Source organism: Pseudomonas sp. CFBP 13602 (assembly GCF_014842725.1).
Taxonomy (GTDB): domain Bacteria; phylum Pseudomonadota; class Gammaproteobacteria; order Pseudomonadales; family Pseudomonadaceae; genus Aquipseudomonas; species Aquipseudomonas baltica.
Map to the genome: position 1 here is coordinate 266,640 of NZ_JACYVT010000002.1, position 17,413 is coordinate 284,052.

Below are 17,413 nucleotides of genomic sequence, written 5' to 3' on the forward strand. Positions count from 1 at the left end.
AGATTCTACCTCTATTCGAACAATATATGGCCACTTGTATATGATCATAGATTACTCTTTTAAGGCTAAATGTTCCTTTAATCCTAGGTGTACTTTGAATAAATTGCCCGAACTGTCCCATGCTTCACCTGGCTCGGAGTATCTATAGACCCACTTCTTACCACCATAACCAGATGCCCTGTACGCGCCTAGCACTGAGTACTCGTAAAGCGTCTCCAGCGCTTGTTCAGAGGTATAATTATTTCCTGCAGTAACGGACTGCGGATATCGATCTTCAAAGCTAACGCGAGCAAATGACAATCGACCCATCTTAGAAATTGCTTTAAGAGAGTCTTCCCACTCCGCCCAATGAGGAGATATTTCATCGTGCAACTCTAGCCTAAGATATGTAGAATATTCACGCCTCGACGCCACAATATCTTTGTTGGTAAAGACTGTTACACCACCTTTGGTACTGATACGCTCCTTCGCCTTTGAAAGCAGAATATTCAAAAAGCTGATCACATCGCGCGGACGTAAGAACGTTCTAGCTACTATATAAGAAAATTTATGCTGACGACCTCGCATAGTAGCTGCATCATGAATCGCATCCCAATTTTCCCCAGCGATGCTATTCACCCGGGAGTTCACAACACTCAAAAGAGATTTTTCATCCCAGGAAATGTCTAAAACTGAAGTTGTGGTGATTTTGTTTTTATCTGAAAAATTTATTTGGTTCCACAAATCAGTGCGAAGATACACTACTGACTTTAACTTAACGGAGTTCTTGGCCGCCTCTCGGTTAATTGACCTTGTAGCCAAAATCAAACCTGTCAGCATTTGTTGCCTAGGACGATCGAACTTCGACATCCCCTGATCGAGCTCATCAAAGTGAATCAGAACTTTTTCAATTCCTTCACGGCCGCATAGGTACAGTGCATTTCTAAGGATGAGATCAGATAGCAGATTTAACTCTCTTGCCAAACCTCCTTCCTCGTTCTTACGCTCAAGTGTTATGCCCCCTAGTTTAACTCCTAACAGCTGAGGTTCGAACGACGCCTTGGAAAGTCTCAGTTTTTCGGGTCGCAAAAAATCGCCCAAACCTACATCTATGCCTCCATAATTCTGAGAAAAAAACTCGACTAAATTCTTTGCCTCGTCCGTCCATTTCGATAGCCCAGTTAGTCTCTTAGCTACTATCTGGGCAAACTCTACAACTATGAGATAACGCCAGCTAGCCTCATACCGTTCTGACTCGTCTACATAAGAGTCAGAACGCTTGGCATGCAGAGCCCAAGGATATCCTCGTAGGTTAAGAGCAATTGAAACAAGTCCATTCTGCTTTTTCTCATTAAAATAACGCACAAGGGCTGTCTTTCCAGATCCCTTCCTGCCCAACACTAAAAATCTCTCTCCATCACTAATTTCAGTGACAGCGCTCGTTTCCACAAAGTAATTCAACACTGGCTCATCTTCTGCAGCAACAGCTCCAAAAGTACTGATCGCTCTAACGTCCATGCCTTATCCCTAATAGACCTTAATTTCGAAGCATCTTAACCTTAATAAGCTCACGCGCGATAGCCATCTGCCTGTGCTCATAATAGTGCCAGGGATTGCCCAAAACGGCCAGTGATTCCGAGTGAACTCGCTTGCCTCGCGAGGCTGATCTTAGGCGCGTCCTTTTCATTGAGACGTTCATGTGACTGCTATTGTCCCAAAGCAGCCCTTTCCGCACGTAGTCATCGACCGCCAGTGATCTAGACCATTCGCAGCCTTGTTCCAAACGACAGCCGCTACCTTCAGAGATCTCTCACCTCAAACATCTGCCGCACGCCGGAAGAAGACCACTCTCGAAGCAAACACTTACCCCATGCGGATACGGCTATCAACCGGTTCGACATCTTCGAAGCTCTGAAAGTAAGACCGACGGCTGTTATTGAACGCACTCGAAAAACGCTGGACCAAACGCCCGATCAGGGGTTCTGGATACACCTAGATGTTGCTGATCTAAGTCCTGCTAACCGTCGCGCGCAACCCGCCCCACGCCACCCTCCTCAAACGCCAGTACCAGCAAAACATCATTCAAGACGCAGCAATCTGACCCGCCCCCATCAGCGGACAAACCTGCGCGGCTCGCTCGGCCAATAGGTTGCGCAGAGCGTGCATTTGTCCAATGCGCTCGTCCAACAAAGCGATTTTCTCTGCAAATAACTGAGCCAGCAGATCGGTGGAAGCTTCTTCGCCAGTCCATAGCAACGGTAGATTTTCACCGATCTCCCGCAGTGAAAATCCCAGCTGCTGCGCCAGCTTGATATATCCAACCAGTTGCAGCGTCTGCTCGGCATAAAACCGATAGCCGTTGGCAGCACGACCCGGCTTGATCAAGCCTTTCTCTTCGTAGAACCTCAGGGTATCGACTGACACGCCCGCCTTCGCTGCCACTTCTCCGATCTTCACTCGTCAATTCTCCATTTGACTCTGGACCTAACTCCAGGCTTTAGCCTGCAAGCTCCAACTGTGAGGGGTGAATATGATCAGCGTAAATAGAAATCTACAGATCGTTCGGGCCAGTGCTGTTTACGATCTTGTGGTCACTGCGGGCTTCATGACGCCTTGGACGGCATTGCTGGTTTTTGAGGGATTCGCAGCGCTGTCCGCTGCGCTGGCATTGGACCGAGCGGTCCCCACGCTGGACACTACCGCAATGCTGTTCGCCAACCTGCTGGGCAGCATCGTGGTGATCTGGTCGATATGGCGGCTGGTGCAACCGAGCCGCAGCGTTGGTTTGTATGACGCACTGGCGAGAGTGCTGTTCGCTGCCTGGCAGCTGTTTGCAGTAGCTCACGGCGCCAGTTTTCTGATTCTGGGCTTCACGGTTTTCGAAGTGGCTTTTGCCATTGCGCAACTGCTGCCGACACATAATCCAGGAGCGGTTCAAACGCAGGCACGCCCTGGGGGTTCTGGTCTCGGTGCGCGGTAGCCAAAAGTCTCGCTATGGCATCACTCGCAACAGCTTCGCATCGACCCCATCGGTCAGCACATAGATCGAACCATCGGGAGCTATCTTGACGTCGCGCATGCGCTCGTCCAGCTCGCCCAGCAGCAGTTGCTGACCGACGATCTGCTGGCCGTTACGCACAACGCGGCGCACGGCACGCTCCTTGAGTGCCGGGACCAGCAAGTCGCCTTGCCATTGGGGAAACAGCGGACCGTCGTAAATGGCCAAGCCAGCGGGTGCAATCGACGGTGTCCACTCCAGGAGTGCGTTCTGGTAGCCAGGCAAACGGGTGAATGGCGTTATTTTCGCAAACGGGTAGTCGATACCGCCCGTGACGATGGGCCAGCCGTAGTTGGCGCCCGGCACGATGCGGTTGACCTCGTCGCCGCCGCGCGCGCCATGCTCGGTGATCAGCAAATCGCCCGTTGTCGGGTCGACGGCGATGCCCTGCACATTGCGGTGGCCAAGGCTGTAGATTTCCGGGGCGACGCCAGCTTGGCCGATGAAAGGGTTATCCGCCGGCGGGCGGCCCTCGCGGTCGATTCTGACCAGGGTGCCCAGATCGTTCGCAGGATTCTGCGCTTCTTCCCGCCGCTCGCTGCCGTCGCCGAGCGCGAGCACCAGGGTCTGGTCGCGAAGAAAGGCAATGCGCCCGCCGTTGTTGCCGGCGCGAGGCTTGAGCGTGGAGCTGAACAGTACGCGTACGTCGTCGATCCGATCATTCGCCAACGTGGCACGCACAAGGCGCGTGCCGTTCGCACCGGCTTCGCCATAGGCCATGGTCAGGTAAAGCCAACCGTTGTGTTCGAACTGCGGATCCAGCGCGACCTCCATCAATCCCGCGGTACCGCCCTGCTGAAAGATGGGCGGCAGCCCGTCGAGCTTGATCTGCGCAGACGCGCCATCGGCAGCGATGGCGAGGAGCCGCCCTTGCATCTCTGTGACCAGGACGCGGCCGTCTGGAAGAAACGCCACCGACCATGGGCGGTTCAGGCCCGTCGCGACGGTCTGGACCTTGTAGCTGGCGGAATCTACCCTCGCTGGCGTATCGCCGGTGCCAGGGGCCATGGCGAAGAACAACATGGCGGGCGCAGCGATGAGAACCGCCACCACACCCGCCTGACGCCACTCCCCTCCTCGGCTCGACGAACGAGCAGTCATGACCGAAGGCGCGCTCAGACGCGCATAAAGCCACCCGCCAACGATCCCCGTCAGCGACATCAGCACATGGCCAACCGCCGTGCGGGTGCCCGGCAATGCGGGCATCGGAATCACCGAGCGCATCAGCCAGAGGACGAAACCCAACGCACCCACGCTGGCCGCGATTAAAACGAGCCTGCGCCAGGAAGCTGGGGTGAAACGCAGCACCCAATGGCCTGCCAACACCGCGAAAGACAGCGCCAAAAAGGCTATGCCGGCCATGACCGGAGCGAACCGCGCAAGGTCTTCGAGCGTGGTCCAGGCCCGGAGGGACAAGGTAACCGGTGCGCCAAGGCTGACGAGCTCGCCGAGATTGAGCTGGGTCTGCACGACACTGGCCAGGGCGCCAGTTGCCAGCGCGGCAACCAGCAGCGCCCTGGTGATGCGAATCATGGCCGTCATTCGATGCCTTCTCTGCCTGGTTTCTACCGTTCAGAGATTAACCTCAAACCAGGACCGGCAAAACCGCAGATCGCAAGCTTGCGCATTGGACGTGCGGCCGGTTCTGACAGACGAATTACCACGTGTACTTGACGCTGGTCAGCAGCGTACGGCGCATACCCGGATAGCACTCATAAGAATCGTCACAAGTGGCCACATACTCGGTGTCCAACAGATTTTGCGCGTTGACCGAGACGGTGACGTGTTTGTTGATCGGGTAGCTGGCGCCTGCATCGAACAGCGTGTAGTTGTCGATGTGGTAGGTATTGCCGTTGTCGCCATACAGCACGCCGGTGTAACGAGCACCGCCGCCCAGGCTCAAGCCTTTGAGCGGGCTGTCGTCGAAGGTGTAGTTCAACCAGGTCGACGCCATATGCTTGGGCACGTTGGCCGGGCGGTTGCCTTCGTCGCCACGATTGCTTTTGGTGATTTCGGCGCGGGTGTAGGTGTAAGACGCGATCAGATCCCAGTGATCATCCAGGCGCGCCTTGATCTCGGCTTCAATGCCGCGCGATTGTTGTTCACCCGATGCAACCGTGAAACCGGTGTTCACGCCACCGACGATTTCCGTCGTCAGCACATTGGTCTTGGTCAGGTCGTATGCGGCCAGGGTCATCAGGATGGCGTCGGTAGGCTGGTATTTCACCCCCACTTCCCATTGATGCGCCATGCTCGGGTCGAACGCGCTGGCGTTGCGGTCCGTGCCCGTGTTGGGGGTGAACGACTCGGCGTAGCTGACGTAGGGCGCCAGGCCGAACCCTGTGAGATAGGTCACGCCCAGGCGGCCGGTGAAGGCATTGTCCTTCTGGTTTGAAGAGGCACCGACGTGGTTGTCCAGGTCGTTGCGAACATGGTCATAGCGCCCACCGGCGGTAATCACCCAGTGGTCGTCGAACTTGATCTGGTCTTGGATATATCCGCCGACCTGTTCGATGCTCTGGTCGTAATCGATCGAACTCAGGCTCTTGGCCGCATTGGGACGAGCAATCGCCAGGCCATACTGCGGCGCGCCAAGGTTCAGGTCGGGTGCTCGCGTGCGCCAGCGCGAGATATCGGCGTCTTGCCAGGTGTAGTCGACGCCCATCAACAGTGTGTGGCTTAGCGGGCCGGTGACGAAGTCGGCCTGCAGCTGGTTGTCTAGGTTGAACGTATCCATGTGCTGATCGAAGCGGTCGGCGATCCGCGTCACGTTGCCGGTGGTGGTGTCGACGGCAGCGGGCAGCAGATTCTGGAAGATCAGGTCCACTTGCCCGTAGCGCGCGTTCTGGCGGAACTCCCAGGTGTCGTTCAGCCGGTGGCGAAACTCGTAGCCCAAGCTGAACTGTTCCTGGTCCAGATGATTGAAGCTGTGATCGCCCATCAGCGTGTTGGTGGTGTGGCCGTTCGGCGTGCTGTAGGCGAACAGCGAACCACCGTTCGAATCACGCAGGAAATCACTGAGCAGGGTCAGGCTGGTGTCTTCATTCGGCGCCCAGGTGAAGGACGGCGCGATGTACAGGCGGTCGTCTTCCAGCGCGTGGCCGTCTGCGTAGTCCACTTGGGTATCGGCTTCACGGGCCAGGCCTACCACGCGGTAGAGCAGGTGTTGATCGTCACTCAGCGTACCGCCGATATCGAACTGGCCTTGCAGGCGATCATGATTACCGCCAGTCAATTGCACTTCGTTGACGTGATCGGCCTCCGGTTTTTTGCTGACCCGGTTGACGACGCCGCCCGCATCGCCTTGGCCGAACAGGCTGGACGCCGGGCCACGTACCACGTCTATACGGTCCAGCGAGTAGGGCTCGCTGCGGAAAAACGCATAGCTGTTGTTCTGCTGACGAAGTCCATTGAGGTAATCGCTGCTGGCCTGACCGTTGAAGCCGCGAATGTACAACCAGTCGAAGCCCTTGGGGTCCAGGCCATAGGCTTCCACCTTGACGCCGGGTACGTAACGCAATGCATCGGTAACGGTCTGCGCGCCCTGGGCCTGCATTTGCTGGCGGGTGATCACCGAAATCGACTGCGGAGTCTCGATGATGAGTGTATCGGTCTTGGTGCCTGCGCTGCTGCGGGTGGCCACGTAGCCCTCCACCGGGCCGGCCGCTGCCTCAACGGATTGGCCGTTGATGCTCGTGGGGTCCAATTGCAGCGTTGCGTCGGTGACAGGGATCAGCGAGTAGCTGCCGTTGCTCAGTAGTACGGCCTGCAACGTGCTGCCCGCGAGCAGTTGACGCAGACCTGAATCCACCGTGTAGGCGCCGTGCAAGCCAGGCGAGCGCTGCCTTTGCGCCTGGGCGGGATCGAACGAAATGTTGACTCCGGTGGTGGCGGCAAACTGCGCCAGGGCGGTATTGACCGCGCCGGAGGGTATGTCGAACTGGCGGAGTCCGGCGGTCTGCGCCCAGGCGGGCCCGGGGATCATGATGCTGGTCAGCGGCGCGCCCAAGGCCATGCCCAGCAGCGTTCGACGCGCGATGTGGGCCAGTGATGGGGATCGTCGAGTGGTTGGCTTGCGTACGGACATACCGTTTCCTTTCGCCCAGTGGCAATAGAGTGAGAGCGGCGTCTGATACGCCTCTATCTACCAAGTCGAATGAGAAACCGAATCAACAACACCCAGGTGTGATTTATTTTCCGACGCGGGTTCAGACCGCCTCCACACGGGTCCAATAGCGACTGAGCTGGCGGATGCGCACAGGCAAGGTCGAAGACAGGTTTTCCAGAACCTTATCGATATTGTTCAAATGAAACGCGCCGGAGATTCGCAACGCTGCGACCTGTGCCTGGCAGCCCAGATGCCCAAGGCGGTAGCGTTGAAGTTCACGAATCAGATCTTCCAGGCGCCAGTCGTTGACCACCAGCATGCCGTGGGTCCATGCATCGGCGTCGGGGCTTGCAGGCTGCACGCTGCCCATCTGGCCCTGGCTGAACCATACCTGTTGGCCTGCAGCCACTTGCACTGTCGAGGTGCGAAGTGCGCTGCACACCTGGACGGCGTGTTCAAGCACGCAGACCCGAGTCAGATCGTCTTCGCGGCGCACGATAAAGCGCGTACCCAATGCACGGATACTGCCTTCGCGGGTGTGCACCACAAAGGGCCGGGCCTGGGCATCGTGCGCGGTTTCTACAAGGATTTCGCCGCTGAGCAGCTGCAGCTCACGAAGGCTTGTGCTGTAGTGGATGTTCATCGCCGTAGCGGTATTGAGGCGTACCTGACTGCCATCTTCCAGGCGCAGGCTTTTGCTTTCGCCCGTGACGGTACGTTGGTCTGCCACCAGCGACGGCAGCGCAGTGGTGCGCCATGCCAAGGTGCCTGCACCGCCGGAGACGATCAACAGCGACAGCACCTTGAGCACTTCACGGCGCTTGAGCCGTGCGCTGCTGAGCGTCGGCGAAGCAATACCGGGCCCGACCCGATCAAAGCGTTCCTGCAGCTGGATCAGCCGTTCCCAAGCCTGACGATGTTCAGGCGCACCTTCGAGCCAGCGCCGATGCGCGTGGCGAGTGGTTTCATCGGCGCTGTCACAGCGCAAGTCGACGTACCAGCGCGCGGCGGCTTCCAGGGTTGCGTGATCCAGTGCCATGGCCTACTCCTCGGTGGCCAGCAGGCAGTGCATCAAGGCCCGTACTGCGTGTTTCTTGACGGTGTTGACCGACACGTGCAGTTGTTTGCCTATTTCCACATAGCTCAGGCCATCCAGCTGGGCCATCAGGAAAATCTGTCGCGTACGAGCACCAAGGCCATTCAGGATTCGGTCGATTTCCAGCAGGGTTTCAATGATCAGAAAGCGTGTTTCCGGCGAGATGTCGAGCGCTTCGGGTCGCGATGCCAAGGTTTCCAGATACGCCTGCTCCACCGCCCGGCGCCGGAACATGTCGATCATCAGGCTACGCGCGATGGTGCTCAAGTAGGCACGCGGCTCACGCAGTTCAAGCGCCTTTCGTTGGGTCAGTACCCGCATGAAAGTGTCTTGAGCCATATCTGCCGCATGATCGACACAGCCCAGGCGTTTGCGCAGCCAGCCACACAGCCAGCGATGGTGATCGGCGTAAAGGGTGTGCACGGTTTGTTGATGCAGGTGGTCGAGAGGCGGCATGGCTCAAACCTGGAAAGACACATATGATAATCAATCTCATTTTCGTGTCTGCCAGGTTATTTTGCAAGGCTGGAAATGGAGCCCGGCACTGGCGGCGAATCCGCATTGCGGATCGGTCTTCAAAGAGCCTATATCGATTCCAGACAGAATGAATACATTAGCCTAACAACCGTTAGGCAAACCATTGACGAATGCTCGTTGGCAGCCTATGGTCAGTCTACCTAACAAGTGTTAGGTAGACCTCTCTCCAACAGGACCCACCCATGACCGCCAAACTGCAGCTCTTCACCTCCCCCTCGGCTTTCCCCAACCCGCAGCGCCTGCGGTTGTTCATGCACGAAAAGGGCATTGCCGATCAGTTCGATGAAGTCATCTACGACATGGCGCCGGGTGGGCAGCAGCGCGGTTGGCGCCATCTGAACATGAATCCGTGGGGTGAAACGCCCACCTTGCAGTTGGCCGATGGCAGCTACCTGGCGGAAACGGCGGCCATCGCGCGTTACCTCGACCAGTCCTATCCGGGCCGCAAGATCATGGGCGAAAGCGCGCTGGAACAGGGCCTGGACACCATGTGGGACAACCGCATCTGGGTGCATATCCTCTATCGCATCGTCACCGCGTTCCACGTGCTGCACACCGGCCTGGGCTTCAAGCTTGAACTGACCAAGAACGAAGCGTGGGGTGAGCACTGCCGCAAGGAGGCGCTGATGCATGCTGCCCTGGTCAATCGCCATCTGGCTGACGGCCGTGAATGGCTGCTGGGCGGTGCCGAGCCGACGTTTGCCGACATCACTTTGGCAACCGCCATCGCCTTCTCCAAGTTCCCGGTCAACGCCACCCCGCTGGACGAGCGTTTCGAGCATCTGGACAGCTACTGGCAGCGCTGGCAGCAACGGCCAGCCTTCCAGGCGGCCTACGCTGACCGCAGCAGCGGCATACCAGAGCTGGATTCGCCTACCGCGTGATCGGTCGCAACGCGTAGCAATGGCCGAGGCCGCCATCCCCTGGCGGTCTCGGTACGCGTCATGCCGAGCCCTTTTGCTTTAAGATGCCGCGCTTCCCCGAGAACTCGTTCGACGTACGAAAGGCACCCAAATGAGCAGCAACGCCCGCGAGGCCATACTCCTGGCTGCCCGAAACATTGCCCAGTCACAAGGCTACAACGGGCTGAATTTTCGTGACCTGGCGAATGAAGTCGGGATCAAGCCGGCCAGTATCTACTACCACTTTCCGAGTAAGGCCGACCTCGGCGTTGCCGTTGCACGGCGCTATTGGGAAGACGGTGCGGCTGCGCTGGAAACCATTTCCGAGCAGACCCCCAACCCAGTCGAAGCGCTGCAGCGCTTCCCCGAGATCTTTCGGCGCTCGCTGGAGGCTGACAACCGGCTTTGCCTGGGCAGCTTCGTGGGCGCTGAAACCGATAACCTTCCCCCGGCCATGGCCGAGGAAATCCAGGCCTTCGCGCAGGTGAACATTGCCTGGTTGAGCCGGCTGCTGGTCGAGGCGCAGGTGTGCGAACCGGCTGCAAGCGAGGTACGTGCGCGGGCTATCTTTTCGGCAGTGGCCGGCGCTCAACTGGTTGCCAGAAGCCGCTCGGACATCTCGCTGTTCGATACGCTGATCGAGGCCTATCGGGCTTACGGGCCCCTGCCCCCCGTCAGTAGCCTTCAGGGCCCGACACCCACTACCGCTGCACGCGAAACTGTTTCGGTGATTGCCCCGTACAGCGTTTGAAAAAGCGCGAGAAGTACGCCGGGTCGGAGAACCCGAGGTTGTCGGACACTTCGGCGATGGTCATGCTGGTGTAGACCAGATCGCGCTTGGCCTCCAGCAGCAATCGCTGGTTGATCATCTGCAATGCAGATTGCCCCGCAAGGCGCCGACACAGCGCGTTGAGATGGGCATTGCCGATGCCGAGCGTCGCGGCATAGTGATCGATAGGCAGGTGCTCACGAAACCTTAGTTCCAGTGTCTTGATGAAGACCTGCAGATAATCGCGCCCACGATCCACTTGCAAGGTGTCCGACGAGGACAGTGCCTGTTTGCGCCGACTGAGCCAGATCGACAGTATCGTGATCAAGGATTGCAGCATTGCATCGCGGCCCGATCGCTGTTGGTTGTACTCCTGGGCAAGGGCTGAAAACAGCGTGTCCAGATATGCACGCTCGGCACCGACCGGATAACACACAGCCGTGGTCAGCACCGGGCTGCCGAGCAAGGCGCCGAGTTGATGGGCCAAGGGCAGCGCCAGGCTGAGCACGTGGCCCTGGGTGTCGGCGGAAAACTTGAAGGTGTGCACGCTCAGCGCTGGAACGACCTGCAGCGAAGGAGAATCGACGAGATTGACCTCGTCCTCGACCTTCAACGTGGCCTGCCCTGCCTGCACGTACAACAGTTGCACCAGATCGCTGTGCCGATGGGGTTTTATTTCCCAGCCATGCAGCTTGCTCCGCTCGGGAATCGACTCGCAATGGATCAGGTCTGGCGTCGGCCAGGCCCCGGTTTCGCCGTACAGTTTGAACACCGGAACGGGCGCGGCGAGCGATTTCGACATTGTGTCTTCCCCACTGCAACGATCCGCCGAAAGTCCATGAAATATGCCGGATATTGCCTTCTTATCTCAAGTCTGCTCATCAAAAATACAGGGGACAACAATAAAAATGCACTGCAAGGGGTCACGCCCGCAGTCGCACCTCACAAGGCTGCTCACATGAAAACTCAAGTCGCTATTATCGGTGCCGGTCCGTCCGGCCTTCTGCTCGGCCAACTGTTGCATCGTGCGGGTATCGACAACGTCATCGTCGAACGCAAAGACCCCGACTACATCCTCTCGCGGATTCGTGCCGGCGTGCTCGAGCAAGGCACCGTCGACCTGCTGCGCGAAGCTTCGGTCAGCGCGCGTATGGACGCCGAGGGTCTGGTGCACGATGGGTTCGAACTGGCGTTCGATGGACGCAGTGAACGCATCGACCTCAGCGCACTGACCGCCGGCAAAACGGTGATGGTCTACGGCCAGACCGAAGTCACCCGCGACCTGATGCAGGCCCGGGCCGCCGCCGGCGCGCTGACGGTCTACGAGGCCGACCAGGTTCAGCCCCATGACATGAACAGTGACAGCCCGTACCTGACCTTCCAGCACAACGGCGAGACGGTTCGCCTGGACTGCGACTACATCGCCGGCTGCGATGGCTTTCATGGCGTGTCGCGGCAAGCGATTCCGGCAGAGGCCCTGAGCGTTTTCGAACGCACCTACCCCTTCGGATGGCTGGGTATTCTGGCCGACACACCGCCGGTCAACCACGAATTGATCTACGCCAACCATGAGCGTGGCTTCGCCTTGTGCAGCATGCGTTCGGCAACGCGCACCCGTTACTACCTGCAGGTGGGAGCAGAGGAGAAGGTCGAGGACTGGTCCGATCAGCGCTTCTGGGATGAATTGAAGCGTCGCCTGCCCGCGCCTGTCGCAGAGCGGCTGGTCACCGGCCCGTCCATTGAAAAGAGTATCGCGCCGTTACGCAGTTTCGTGGTGGAGCCGATGCAATACGGCCGTTTGTTTCTACTCGGCGATGCCGCCCACATCGTCCCGCCCACGGGAGCCAAAGGCCTGAACCTGGCGGCCAGCGATGTCAGCACCCTGTATCGCATCCTGCTCAAGGTCTATCGCGAAGGGCGTACCGACCTGCTGCAGAAGTACTCGCACATCTGCCTGCGCCGCGTCTGGAAAGCCGAACGGTTCTCTTGGTGGATGACCTCGATGTTGCACCGTTTTCCTGACACCGATGCCTTCGGACAGCGTATGCAGCAGACCGAACTGGACTACTTCGTGGGTTCGCCTGCCGGCCGCCAGACCATCGCCGAGAACTACGTCGGGTTGCCGTATGAAGACATAGAATGAATACGAGCTTCCAGTGCGGTACGGAAACTGCATTGATCTCGCTTTGCCGCCAAGCCAATGACGCCTTTTATGAAACCAAGCGACTTTACCCCAGCCAGACTATCGCCGTCGTTGCTGAGCAAAGCCCTGATAGGCTTCATTGCATTGGTGTGTCTATCCTTGGGTCTGGCAACTGCGTGGCAAATGAGTTTGTCCCGGGAAGAACGTCTGGCGGCCGCCAAAGTTGCAGTTTCCAATATCGTCCGTGCTGCCGAACAACAAGCTCAAGATACGGTGCGACAAGCTGACAATACCTTGCGTGATCTTGTGGAACGCGTAGAGCACGACGGGCTTGCGATCGACGCGCGAGCGCGGTTGGCGAAGCTGATGGCGGCAAACGTGTCGAACGTCGAGGCTATCCAGGGGCTCTTCATCTTCGACGCCCGGGGCAACTGGATAGTTAACTCGTTCTCCGAGATTCAAACCCACGATAACGGTGATCGTCCTTATTTCATCTATCACCGTGATCACAGTGATACCGCCACGCGAATCGGCTCCATCGTGAAAAGTCGCATCACCGGGGATATGGTCATCCCGATCAGCCGACGTATCAATGGCGCTGATGGCACTTTTGCCGGTGTGGCATTGGCCACGGTGCCCGTTGCCTATTTCCAGACGTTCTTCGAACGAATGGATGTAGACGACCAGGGCGTTATTTTCCTGGCCCTGAACAACGGTGACCTGCTGGCCCGGCGCCCTACCCTGACGGCGCTGATGACCACCAACCTTGCCAAAGGCGATATTTTCTCGCGCTATCTGCCCGAGAGTGACAGCGGTATTGCCGTGACCAGATCTTTGGTGGACGGTGTGGAAAGGATCTATGCCTACCGCCGGGTCACCGGCCTGCCTATCGTCGCGGCTGCGGGTGTCTCATCCCAACACGTATTCGCCCCCTGGTGGGCATATGCCTATCGGTCGGCGGGGCTGATTGCCCTGATCTGCCTTGCCTTGATAGGGTTGAGCGTCTTGCTGTACAAGCAGATCCAGCAACTGATAACGGCGGAAAGCGAGCTGCAAGGCGCCCAGAATGAATTGGAAACAATCGCGCAAACCGACAGCCTGACGCAGTTGCCCAACCGACGTCGCTTCGACTTTGCCGTGCGCCAGGAATGGGCACGAGCCAGCCGCAATCGCTCAACGCTGGCGATCATCCTGTTGGACATCGATTGGTTCAAGCAATACAACGACCAGTACGGGCATGTCCGAGGCGATGACTGCCTCATGGAAGTCGCCAGCCTCATAGGCAGTGCGGTGCACCGAGCCGGGGATCTGGCGGCGCGTTATGGTGGCGAGGAGTTCGTGATTCTGCTACCGGAAACGGATCTTGCCGGCGCGCTCAGCGTTGCCGAAAAGGTCAGGCTGTCCATTTTCAATGCCGGCATCGAGCATTCAGCCAGTGCGTTGGGTAACGTCACTGTCAGCTTGGGCGTGGTGGCAATCAACGCACCCAAACACGACGCCTATACCGCGGCCCTGAAGGAGGCGGACAGGCTTCTGTATCGCGCCAAAAACCGAGGCCGAAACCGTGTCGAGGCGAACGAGCTGCCTGGTGCGCAAGCAACCGGTTCATACGTTAGCAGCCTGGTGACTTAGGGCAGCTGCCCTGGATTATCCCGAGCGAGGGCTGCCGTCCGTCACCGCAGCCCCAGCCCGTCCTCACACCTTGAAGCGTCGTACCACAGCGATCAGATTGGCATTGGATGCGGCGAGCGCAGACGTACTCTTCTCGGTCTGCGCGCCTCCTGCCACCAGGTCCTCGACTATCTGCCGCACCGCTACCATGTTGCGGTTGACCTCTTCGCTGACGGCGCTCTGCTCTTCAGCTGCGGTGGCTATCTGCGTGCTGAGGTCGTTGATGCACACAACCGATTCGGTCATCGCATCCAAGCCTTCGTTCACCCTGGAGGTCTTGTCGACCGTGGCCTGACAGCGCGCCTTGGTGCTCTCCATCGCCACCACGGCAGCACTGACACCCTGCTGCAGACGGTTGAGCATTTCATTGATTTCCGAGGTACTGGACTGGGTACGCCCTGCCAAGGCTCTTACTTCATCGGCAACCACTGCAAAACCGCGGCCTTGTTCACCTGCGCGCGCCGCCTCGATCGCAGCGTTGAGCGCGAGTAGATTGGTCTGCCCGGCAATGTCACCAATCACGCCCAGTACAGAATTGATACGCTGGGCATCGTGTTCCATGGCCCTGACCTTGGTAGTGGCGTCTTCCACTTCCGAGATCAGTTCGCGGACACTGCTCGAGGCATCTTCGACCACCACTTTTGAATGCCGGGCCTTCTCGCTCGCCACCTGGGTCATGCTCGCGGTTTGAGCGGCATTGCGGGCGACGTCATCGGCGGTAAAGCTCATCTCGGTGATGGCCGTCACCGCTTGATCGGTTTCATTGGCATGGCGAGTCAGAATGCTGTTGGTGCCGCGCGACTGTCCGCGTAGCTGCTCGATACCCTCGGCAATCAAAGAAGACGAGTCGGACACTTCACTGATCATTTTCTGCAAATAGACGATGAAACGGTTGATCGAGTGGCCCACTGCGCCAACTTCGTCCTCGGCGCGAATGACGATGCGCTTGGTCAGGTCGGCATCACCGGCCGACAACGTATCGATATTGGTCTTGAGCACCGCCAAACGGTTCATCAGTTGCCTGAGGGCGAACACGATGACCAGCAGCATGATCACCACCATCGGGATCTGCAGCATCGCCAGGGTCGTGAGCACATGGCTGCTTTGCGCCGTCAGCACTTCAGTGGGTTGGGCTACCGCCATCTGCCACGGCGTGCCCTCGACGGGCATCAGGAACAGGGTGTATTCCTTGCCATCGCTGCCGACGAACGTCGAACGCGTGGCACCGGGGCTTTTCAGCAAACCCTGCAATGCTGCCGCAAAGGGGTATTGGCCAGCCAGGTCGCCGAGATTCTTCAGTACGTTGTTGCCTGGAATCTCCGGCTGGTTGCTCAGGACTTTGCCGTCGCTCTCGACGATCATCAGTTGCGCGTTGATCTCACGCTCTTTCTGCGCGATCAGCTCATTGAAGAAGCCCAATGTCACATCGATGGTCGCGACGCCATAGGCCGCGCCGTCCTTGGTAATGGCCATCGCGCAGTTGGTGCGCGGCTCCGGGCTGGCATCGTCCTGGTAGGCCGAGGCCCAGTTGCACTGCCCCGCAGGGGCCTTGAGCCCACCGAGGTACCAGGACTGGTCAAAGTAGTTTTTCGATTCAGGCGAGTTCCAGTGCGTGTTGACTATCAACTTGCCGCTGGCATCGCGGTGATAGAACGTACTGTGCTTGGCCCGGCCCACGGTACGTTTATCGGGAAGCGGCCAGATACCTCCGCCGAATACCTTCGACTCGCCATACTGGTTGACCATGCTGGGCAGCAGGCGGTCGATACTGTCGCTGTCCAGTTGTGCAACCGTCTCGGTAATCACCCGCTGCTGCGCCTGCACCCGGGCCAACTCGCGCTTGATGACGGCACTGATCTCCCCTGCCTCAGTGACCAACTTGCGTTCATCGGTGCTTGTAAGGCTGGGCGTGATGAAGTAATTGACCCCTATCGCCGTCAGCACCGCGACGAGCAGAACGAAGCCTACGAAAGTAGCGGTATAGCGAGTTTGAATGGTGTGCAGCATGAGGGGCGCATCCGCAAGGTGTGGAGTTATTGATCTTGTATAACCTTATCGGCGCGGAACTTTGTCGCATGAGTGCAAGCCCTGATAAAACGTGAACATCTCGGTTCATCAGGAGCGTGCACGGCTTGCTTATACAGTGCGATCAGAGCGCGTTCACCTGACCGATCGCCAAAGGCTCGGCGCTTTCGCCGATGCCGTTTTCCAGAGGTGCGCCAAACGCATCAAGGCTGATCTGGAAGCGATCACCCGGCTGGGTTTTCACGCCGTCGGCAAACGACAGTGTCGCGGTGCCGAAGTAATGCACGTGGACATCGCCCGGACGCAGGAACTGCGCGTATTTGAAGTGATGGAATTCAAGGTTGGCGAGGCTGTGGCACATGTTGTCTTCGCCGCTGAGAAACTCCTTTTCCCAGAGCGTTTCGCCGTTGCGAATGATGCGGCTGGTGCCGGCAAGATGCGCTGGCAATGCACCTACGCGCAGTTCCGGGCCGTAAGCGCAGAAGCGTAATTTGGAATGGGCAAGGTAGAGGTAGTTGCGCCGCTCCATGACATGGTCGGAGAACTCGTTGCCCAGGGCATAGCCGACGCGGTACGGCTGGCCATCCTCACCAATCACATACAGCCCTGTGAGTTCGGGTTCTTCGCCGGCATCTTCGGCGAAGGGTGGAACAGGGAAGTCGGCCCCCGGCCGCACGACGATGCTGCCGTCACCCTTGTAGAACCATTCCGGTTGCGCGCCGGCTTGGCCTTGTGCCGGTTTGCCGCCTTCCAGGCCCCATTTGAAGATGCGCATGGTGTCGGTCATGCCGGCTTCGACGGCGCCCTCGTGCTGGTGCATCTTGTCGCGCGCCGAAGCGCTGCCCAAGTGAGTCAGGCCGGTGCCGCTGATCAGGCAATGCGCAGGGTCTTCGTGGTCGAGCGGCGGCAATACGCGGCGCTCTTGCAACAACTGCGCATAGTCCGGACCCGGTCGCGTGCCACGGGCGGCCACTTCATCGGCCAGGCCGTGGTGACCGCGAATGGCCGCCAGAGCGAGCTCGCGGGTCGTGCGGGTATCATTGACCACCTGGACGTGGGCGCCCTCGACAACGCCAACCTGGCGTCCCCCGTCGGTGTTTTCGAATTGAATCAGACGCATGTGTG

General features: G+C 58.5%; 14 protein-coding genes and 1 pseudogene. 5 read left to right on the top strand and 10 right to left on the bottom strand.

Features of this window, described 5'->3' with window-relative positions; translation table 11 throughout:
• Positions 1–51 precede the first annotated feature (51 nt).
• Together IFU31_RS04375 and IFU31_RS04380 are read right to left on the bottom strand one after the other, a co-directional pair.
• The gene (locus IFU31_RS04375; RefSeq protein WP_192102383.1) at positions 52–1,497 is read right to left on the bottom strand and encodes a P-loop ATPase, Sll1717 family; all 1,446 of its coding nucleotides are present in this window, start codon (positions 1,495–1,497) and stop codon (positions 52–54) included.
• Between the two features lie 564 nt (positions 1,498–2,061).
• Positions 2,062–2,436 carry a MerR family transcriptional regulator gene (locus IFU31_RS04380; RefSeq protein ID WP_192102384.1) on the bottom strand — a complete coding sequence of 125 codons (375 nt, stop codon included), beginning with the start codon at positions 2,434–2,436 and terminating at the stop codon, positions 2,062–2,064.
• Positions 2,437–2,509: 73 nt separating this feature from the next.
• Here IFU31_RS04380 and IFU31_RS04385 point away from each other — a divergent pair, with 73 nt between their 5' ends.
• Positions 2,510–2,959, top strand: coding sequence for a hypothetical protein (locus tag IFU31_RS04385; RefSeq protein ID WP_192102385.1), 450 nt, complete (start codon positions 2,510–2,512; stop codon positions 2,957–2,959).
• 12 nt (positions 2,960–2,971) lie between these two features.
• On the opposite strand, the gene IFU31_RS04390 is transcribed toward IFU31_RS04385, so the two are convergent.
• The 4 genes from IFU31_RS04390 to IFU31_RS04405 all read right to left on the bottom strand — a co-directional run bounded on the left by IFU31_RS04390 (position 2,972) and on the right by IFU31_RS04405 (position 8,697).
• On the bottom strand, positions 2,972–4,579 hold the full coding sequence (locus IFU31_RS04390) for a PQQ-dependent sugar dehydrogenase (RefSeq protein ID WP_192102386.1): 1,608 nt from the start codon (positions 4,577–4,579) through the stop codon (positions 2,972–2,974).
• 115 nt (positions 4,580–4,694) lie between these two features.
• Entirely contained in the window at positions 4,695–7,124 is a 2,430-nt protein-coding gene (locus IFU31_RS04395) for a TonB-dependent siderophore receptor (protein ID WP_192102387.1), read from the bottom strand.
• Between the two features lie 121 nt (positions 7,125–7,245).
• Positions 7,246–8,184, bottom strand: coding sequence for a FecR domain-containing protein (locus tag IFU31_RS04400; RefSeq protein ID WP_192102388.1), 939 nt, complete (start codon positions 8,182–8,184; stop codon positions 7,246–7,248).
• A gap of 3 nt (positions 8,185–8,187) precedes the next feature.
• Positions 8,188–8,697 carry a sigma-70 family RNA polymerase sigma factor gene (locus IFU31_RS04405; protein WP_122713868.1) on the bottom strand — a complete coding sequence of 170 codons (510 nt, stop codon included), beginning with the start codon at positions 8,695–8,697 and terminating at the stop codon, positions 8,188–8,190.
• Between the two features lie 263 nt (positions 8,698–8,960).
• Between IFU31_RS04405 and IFU31_RS04410 the strand changes: the two genes are divergently transcribed.
• On the top strand, positions 8,961–9,662 hold the full coding sequence (locus IFU31_RS04410; RefSeq protein ID WP_192102389.1) for a glutathione S-transferase family protein: 702 nt from the start codon (positions 8,961–8,963) through the stop codon (positions 9,660–9,662).
• 130 nt (positions 9,663–9,792) lie between these two features.
• The gene (locus IFU31_RS04415) at positions 9,793–10,431 is read left to right on the top strand and encodes a TetR/AcrR family transcriptional regulator (RefSeq protein WP_240998685.1); all 639 of its coding nucleotides are present in this window, start codon (positions 9,793–9,795) and stop codon (positions 10,429–10,431) included.
• Here the strand turns inward: IFU31_RS04415 and IFU31_RS04420 are convergent.
• Positions 10,382–11,251 carry a helix-turn-helix domain-containing protein gene (locus IFU31_RS04420; RefSeq protein ID WP_192102390.1) on the bottom strand — a complete coding sequence of 290 codons (870 nt, stop codon included), beginning with the start codon at positions 11,249–11,251 and terminating at the stop codon, positions 10,382–10,384. The two genes, IFU31_RS04415 and IFU31_RS04420, sit on opposite strands and share 50 nt — an antisense overlap.
• A 156-nt stretch (positions 11,252–11,407) precedes the next feature.
• Between IFU31_RS04420 and pobA the strand changes: the two genes are divergently transcribed.
• Positions 11,408–12,592 (top strand): 4-hydroxybenzoate 3-monooxygenase, encoded by a 1,185-nt coding sequence (gene pobA, locus IFU31_RS04425; protein WP_192102391.1) that lies wholly within the window; start codon positions 11,408–11,410, stop codon positions 12,590–12,592.
• Positions 12,593–12,661: 69 nt separating this feature from the next.
• Positions 12,662–14,224, top strand: coding sequence for a sensor domain-containing diguanylate cyclase (locus tag IFU31_RS04430; protein WP_240998686.1), 1,563 nt, complete (start codon positions 12,662–12,664; stop codon positions 14,222–14,224).
• A gap of 63 nt (positions 14,225–14,287) precedes the next feature.
• Here the strand turns inward: IFU31_RS04430 and IFU31_RS21810 are convergent, their stop codons facing one another.
• The 3 genes and pseudogenes from IFU31_RS21810 to araD1 all read right to left on the bottom strand — a co-directional run bounded on the left by IFU31_RS21810 (position 14,288) and on the right by araD1 (position 17,408).
• On the bottom strand, positions 14,288–15,130 hold the full coding sequence (locus tag IFU31_RS21810; RefSeq protein WP_446731004.1) for a methyl-accepting chemotaxis protein: 843 nt from the start codon (positions 15,128–15,130) through the stop codon (positions 14,288–14,290).
• 15 nt (positions 15,131–15,145) lie between these two features.
• A pseudogene (locus tag IFU31_RS21815) lies at positions 15,146–16,270 on the bottom strand (cache domain-containing protein); the annotation flags it as partial.
• 142 nt (positions 16,271–16,412) lie between these two features.
• Positions 16,413–17,408: an AraD1 family protein gene (araD1, locus tag IFU31_RS04440; protein WP_192102393.1), complete on the bottom strand. Its 996-nt coding sequence runs from the start codon at positions 17,406–17,408 to the stop codon at positions 16,413–16,415.
• Between the last annotated feature and the right edge of the window lie 5 nt (positions 17,409–17,413).

Coding starts and splice junctions, on each gene's coding strand:
- IFU31_RS04375 (WP_192102383.1), bottom strand. CDS start 1,497: ATGGACGTTAGAGCGATCAGTACTTTTGGAGCTGTTGCTGCAGAAGAT.
- IFU31_RS04410 (WP_192102389.1), top strand. CDS start 8,961: ATGACCGCCAAACTGCAGCTCTTCACCTCCCCCTCGGCTTTCCCCAAC.
- IFU31_RS04385 (WP_192102385.1), top strand. CDS start 2,510: ATGATCAGCGTAAATAGAAATCTACAGATCGTTCGGGCCAGTGCTGTT.
- araD1 (WP_192102393.1), bottom strand. CDS start 17,408: ATGCGTCTGATTCAATTCGAAAACACCGACGGGGGACGCCAGGTTGGC.
- pobA (WP_192102391.1), top strand. CDS start 11,408: ATGAAAACTCAAGTCGCTATTATCGGTGCCGGTCCGTCCGGCCTTCTG.
- IFU31_RS04400 (WP_192102388.1), bottom strand. CDS start 8,184: ATGGCACTGGATCACGCAACCCTGGAAGCCGCCGCGCGCTGGTACGTC.
- IFU31_RS04390 (WP_192102386.1), bottom strand. CDS start 4,579: ATGACGGCCATGATTCGCATCACCAGGGCGCTGCTGGTTGCCGCGCTG.
- IFU31_RS04420 (WP_192102390.1), bottom strand. CDS start 11,251: ATGTCGAAATCGCTCGCCGCGCCCGTTCCGGTGTTCAAACTGTACGGC.
- IFU31_RS04415 (WP_240998685.1), top strand. CDS start 9,793: ATGAGCAGCAACGCCCGCGAGGCCATACTCCTGGCTGCCCGAAACATT.
- IFU31_RS21810 (WP_446731004.1), bottom strand. CDS start 15,130: ATGATCAGTGAAGTGTCCGACTCGTCTTCTTTGATTGCCGAGGGTATC.
- IFU31_RS04395 (WP_192102387.1), bottom strand. CDS start 7,124: ATGTCCGTACGCAAGCCAACCACTCGACGATCCCCATCACTGGCCCAC.
- IFU31_RS04405 (WP_122713868.1), bottom strand. CDS start 8,697: ATGCCGCCTCTCGACCACCTGCATCAACAAACCGTGCACACCCTTTAC.
- IFU31_RS04430 (WP_240998686.1), top strand. CDS start 12,662: ATGAAACCAAGCGACTTTACCCCAGCCAGACTATCGCCGTCGTTGCTG.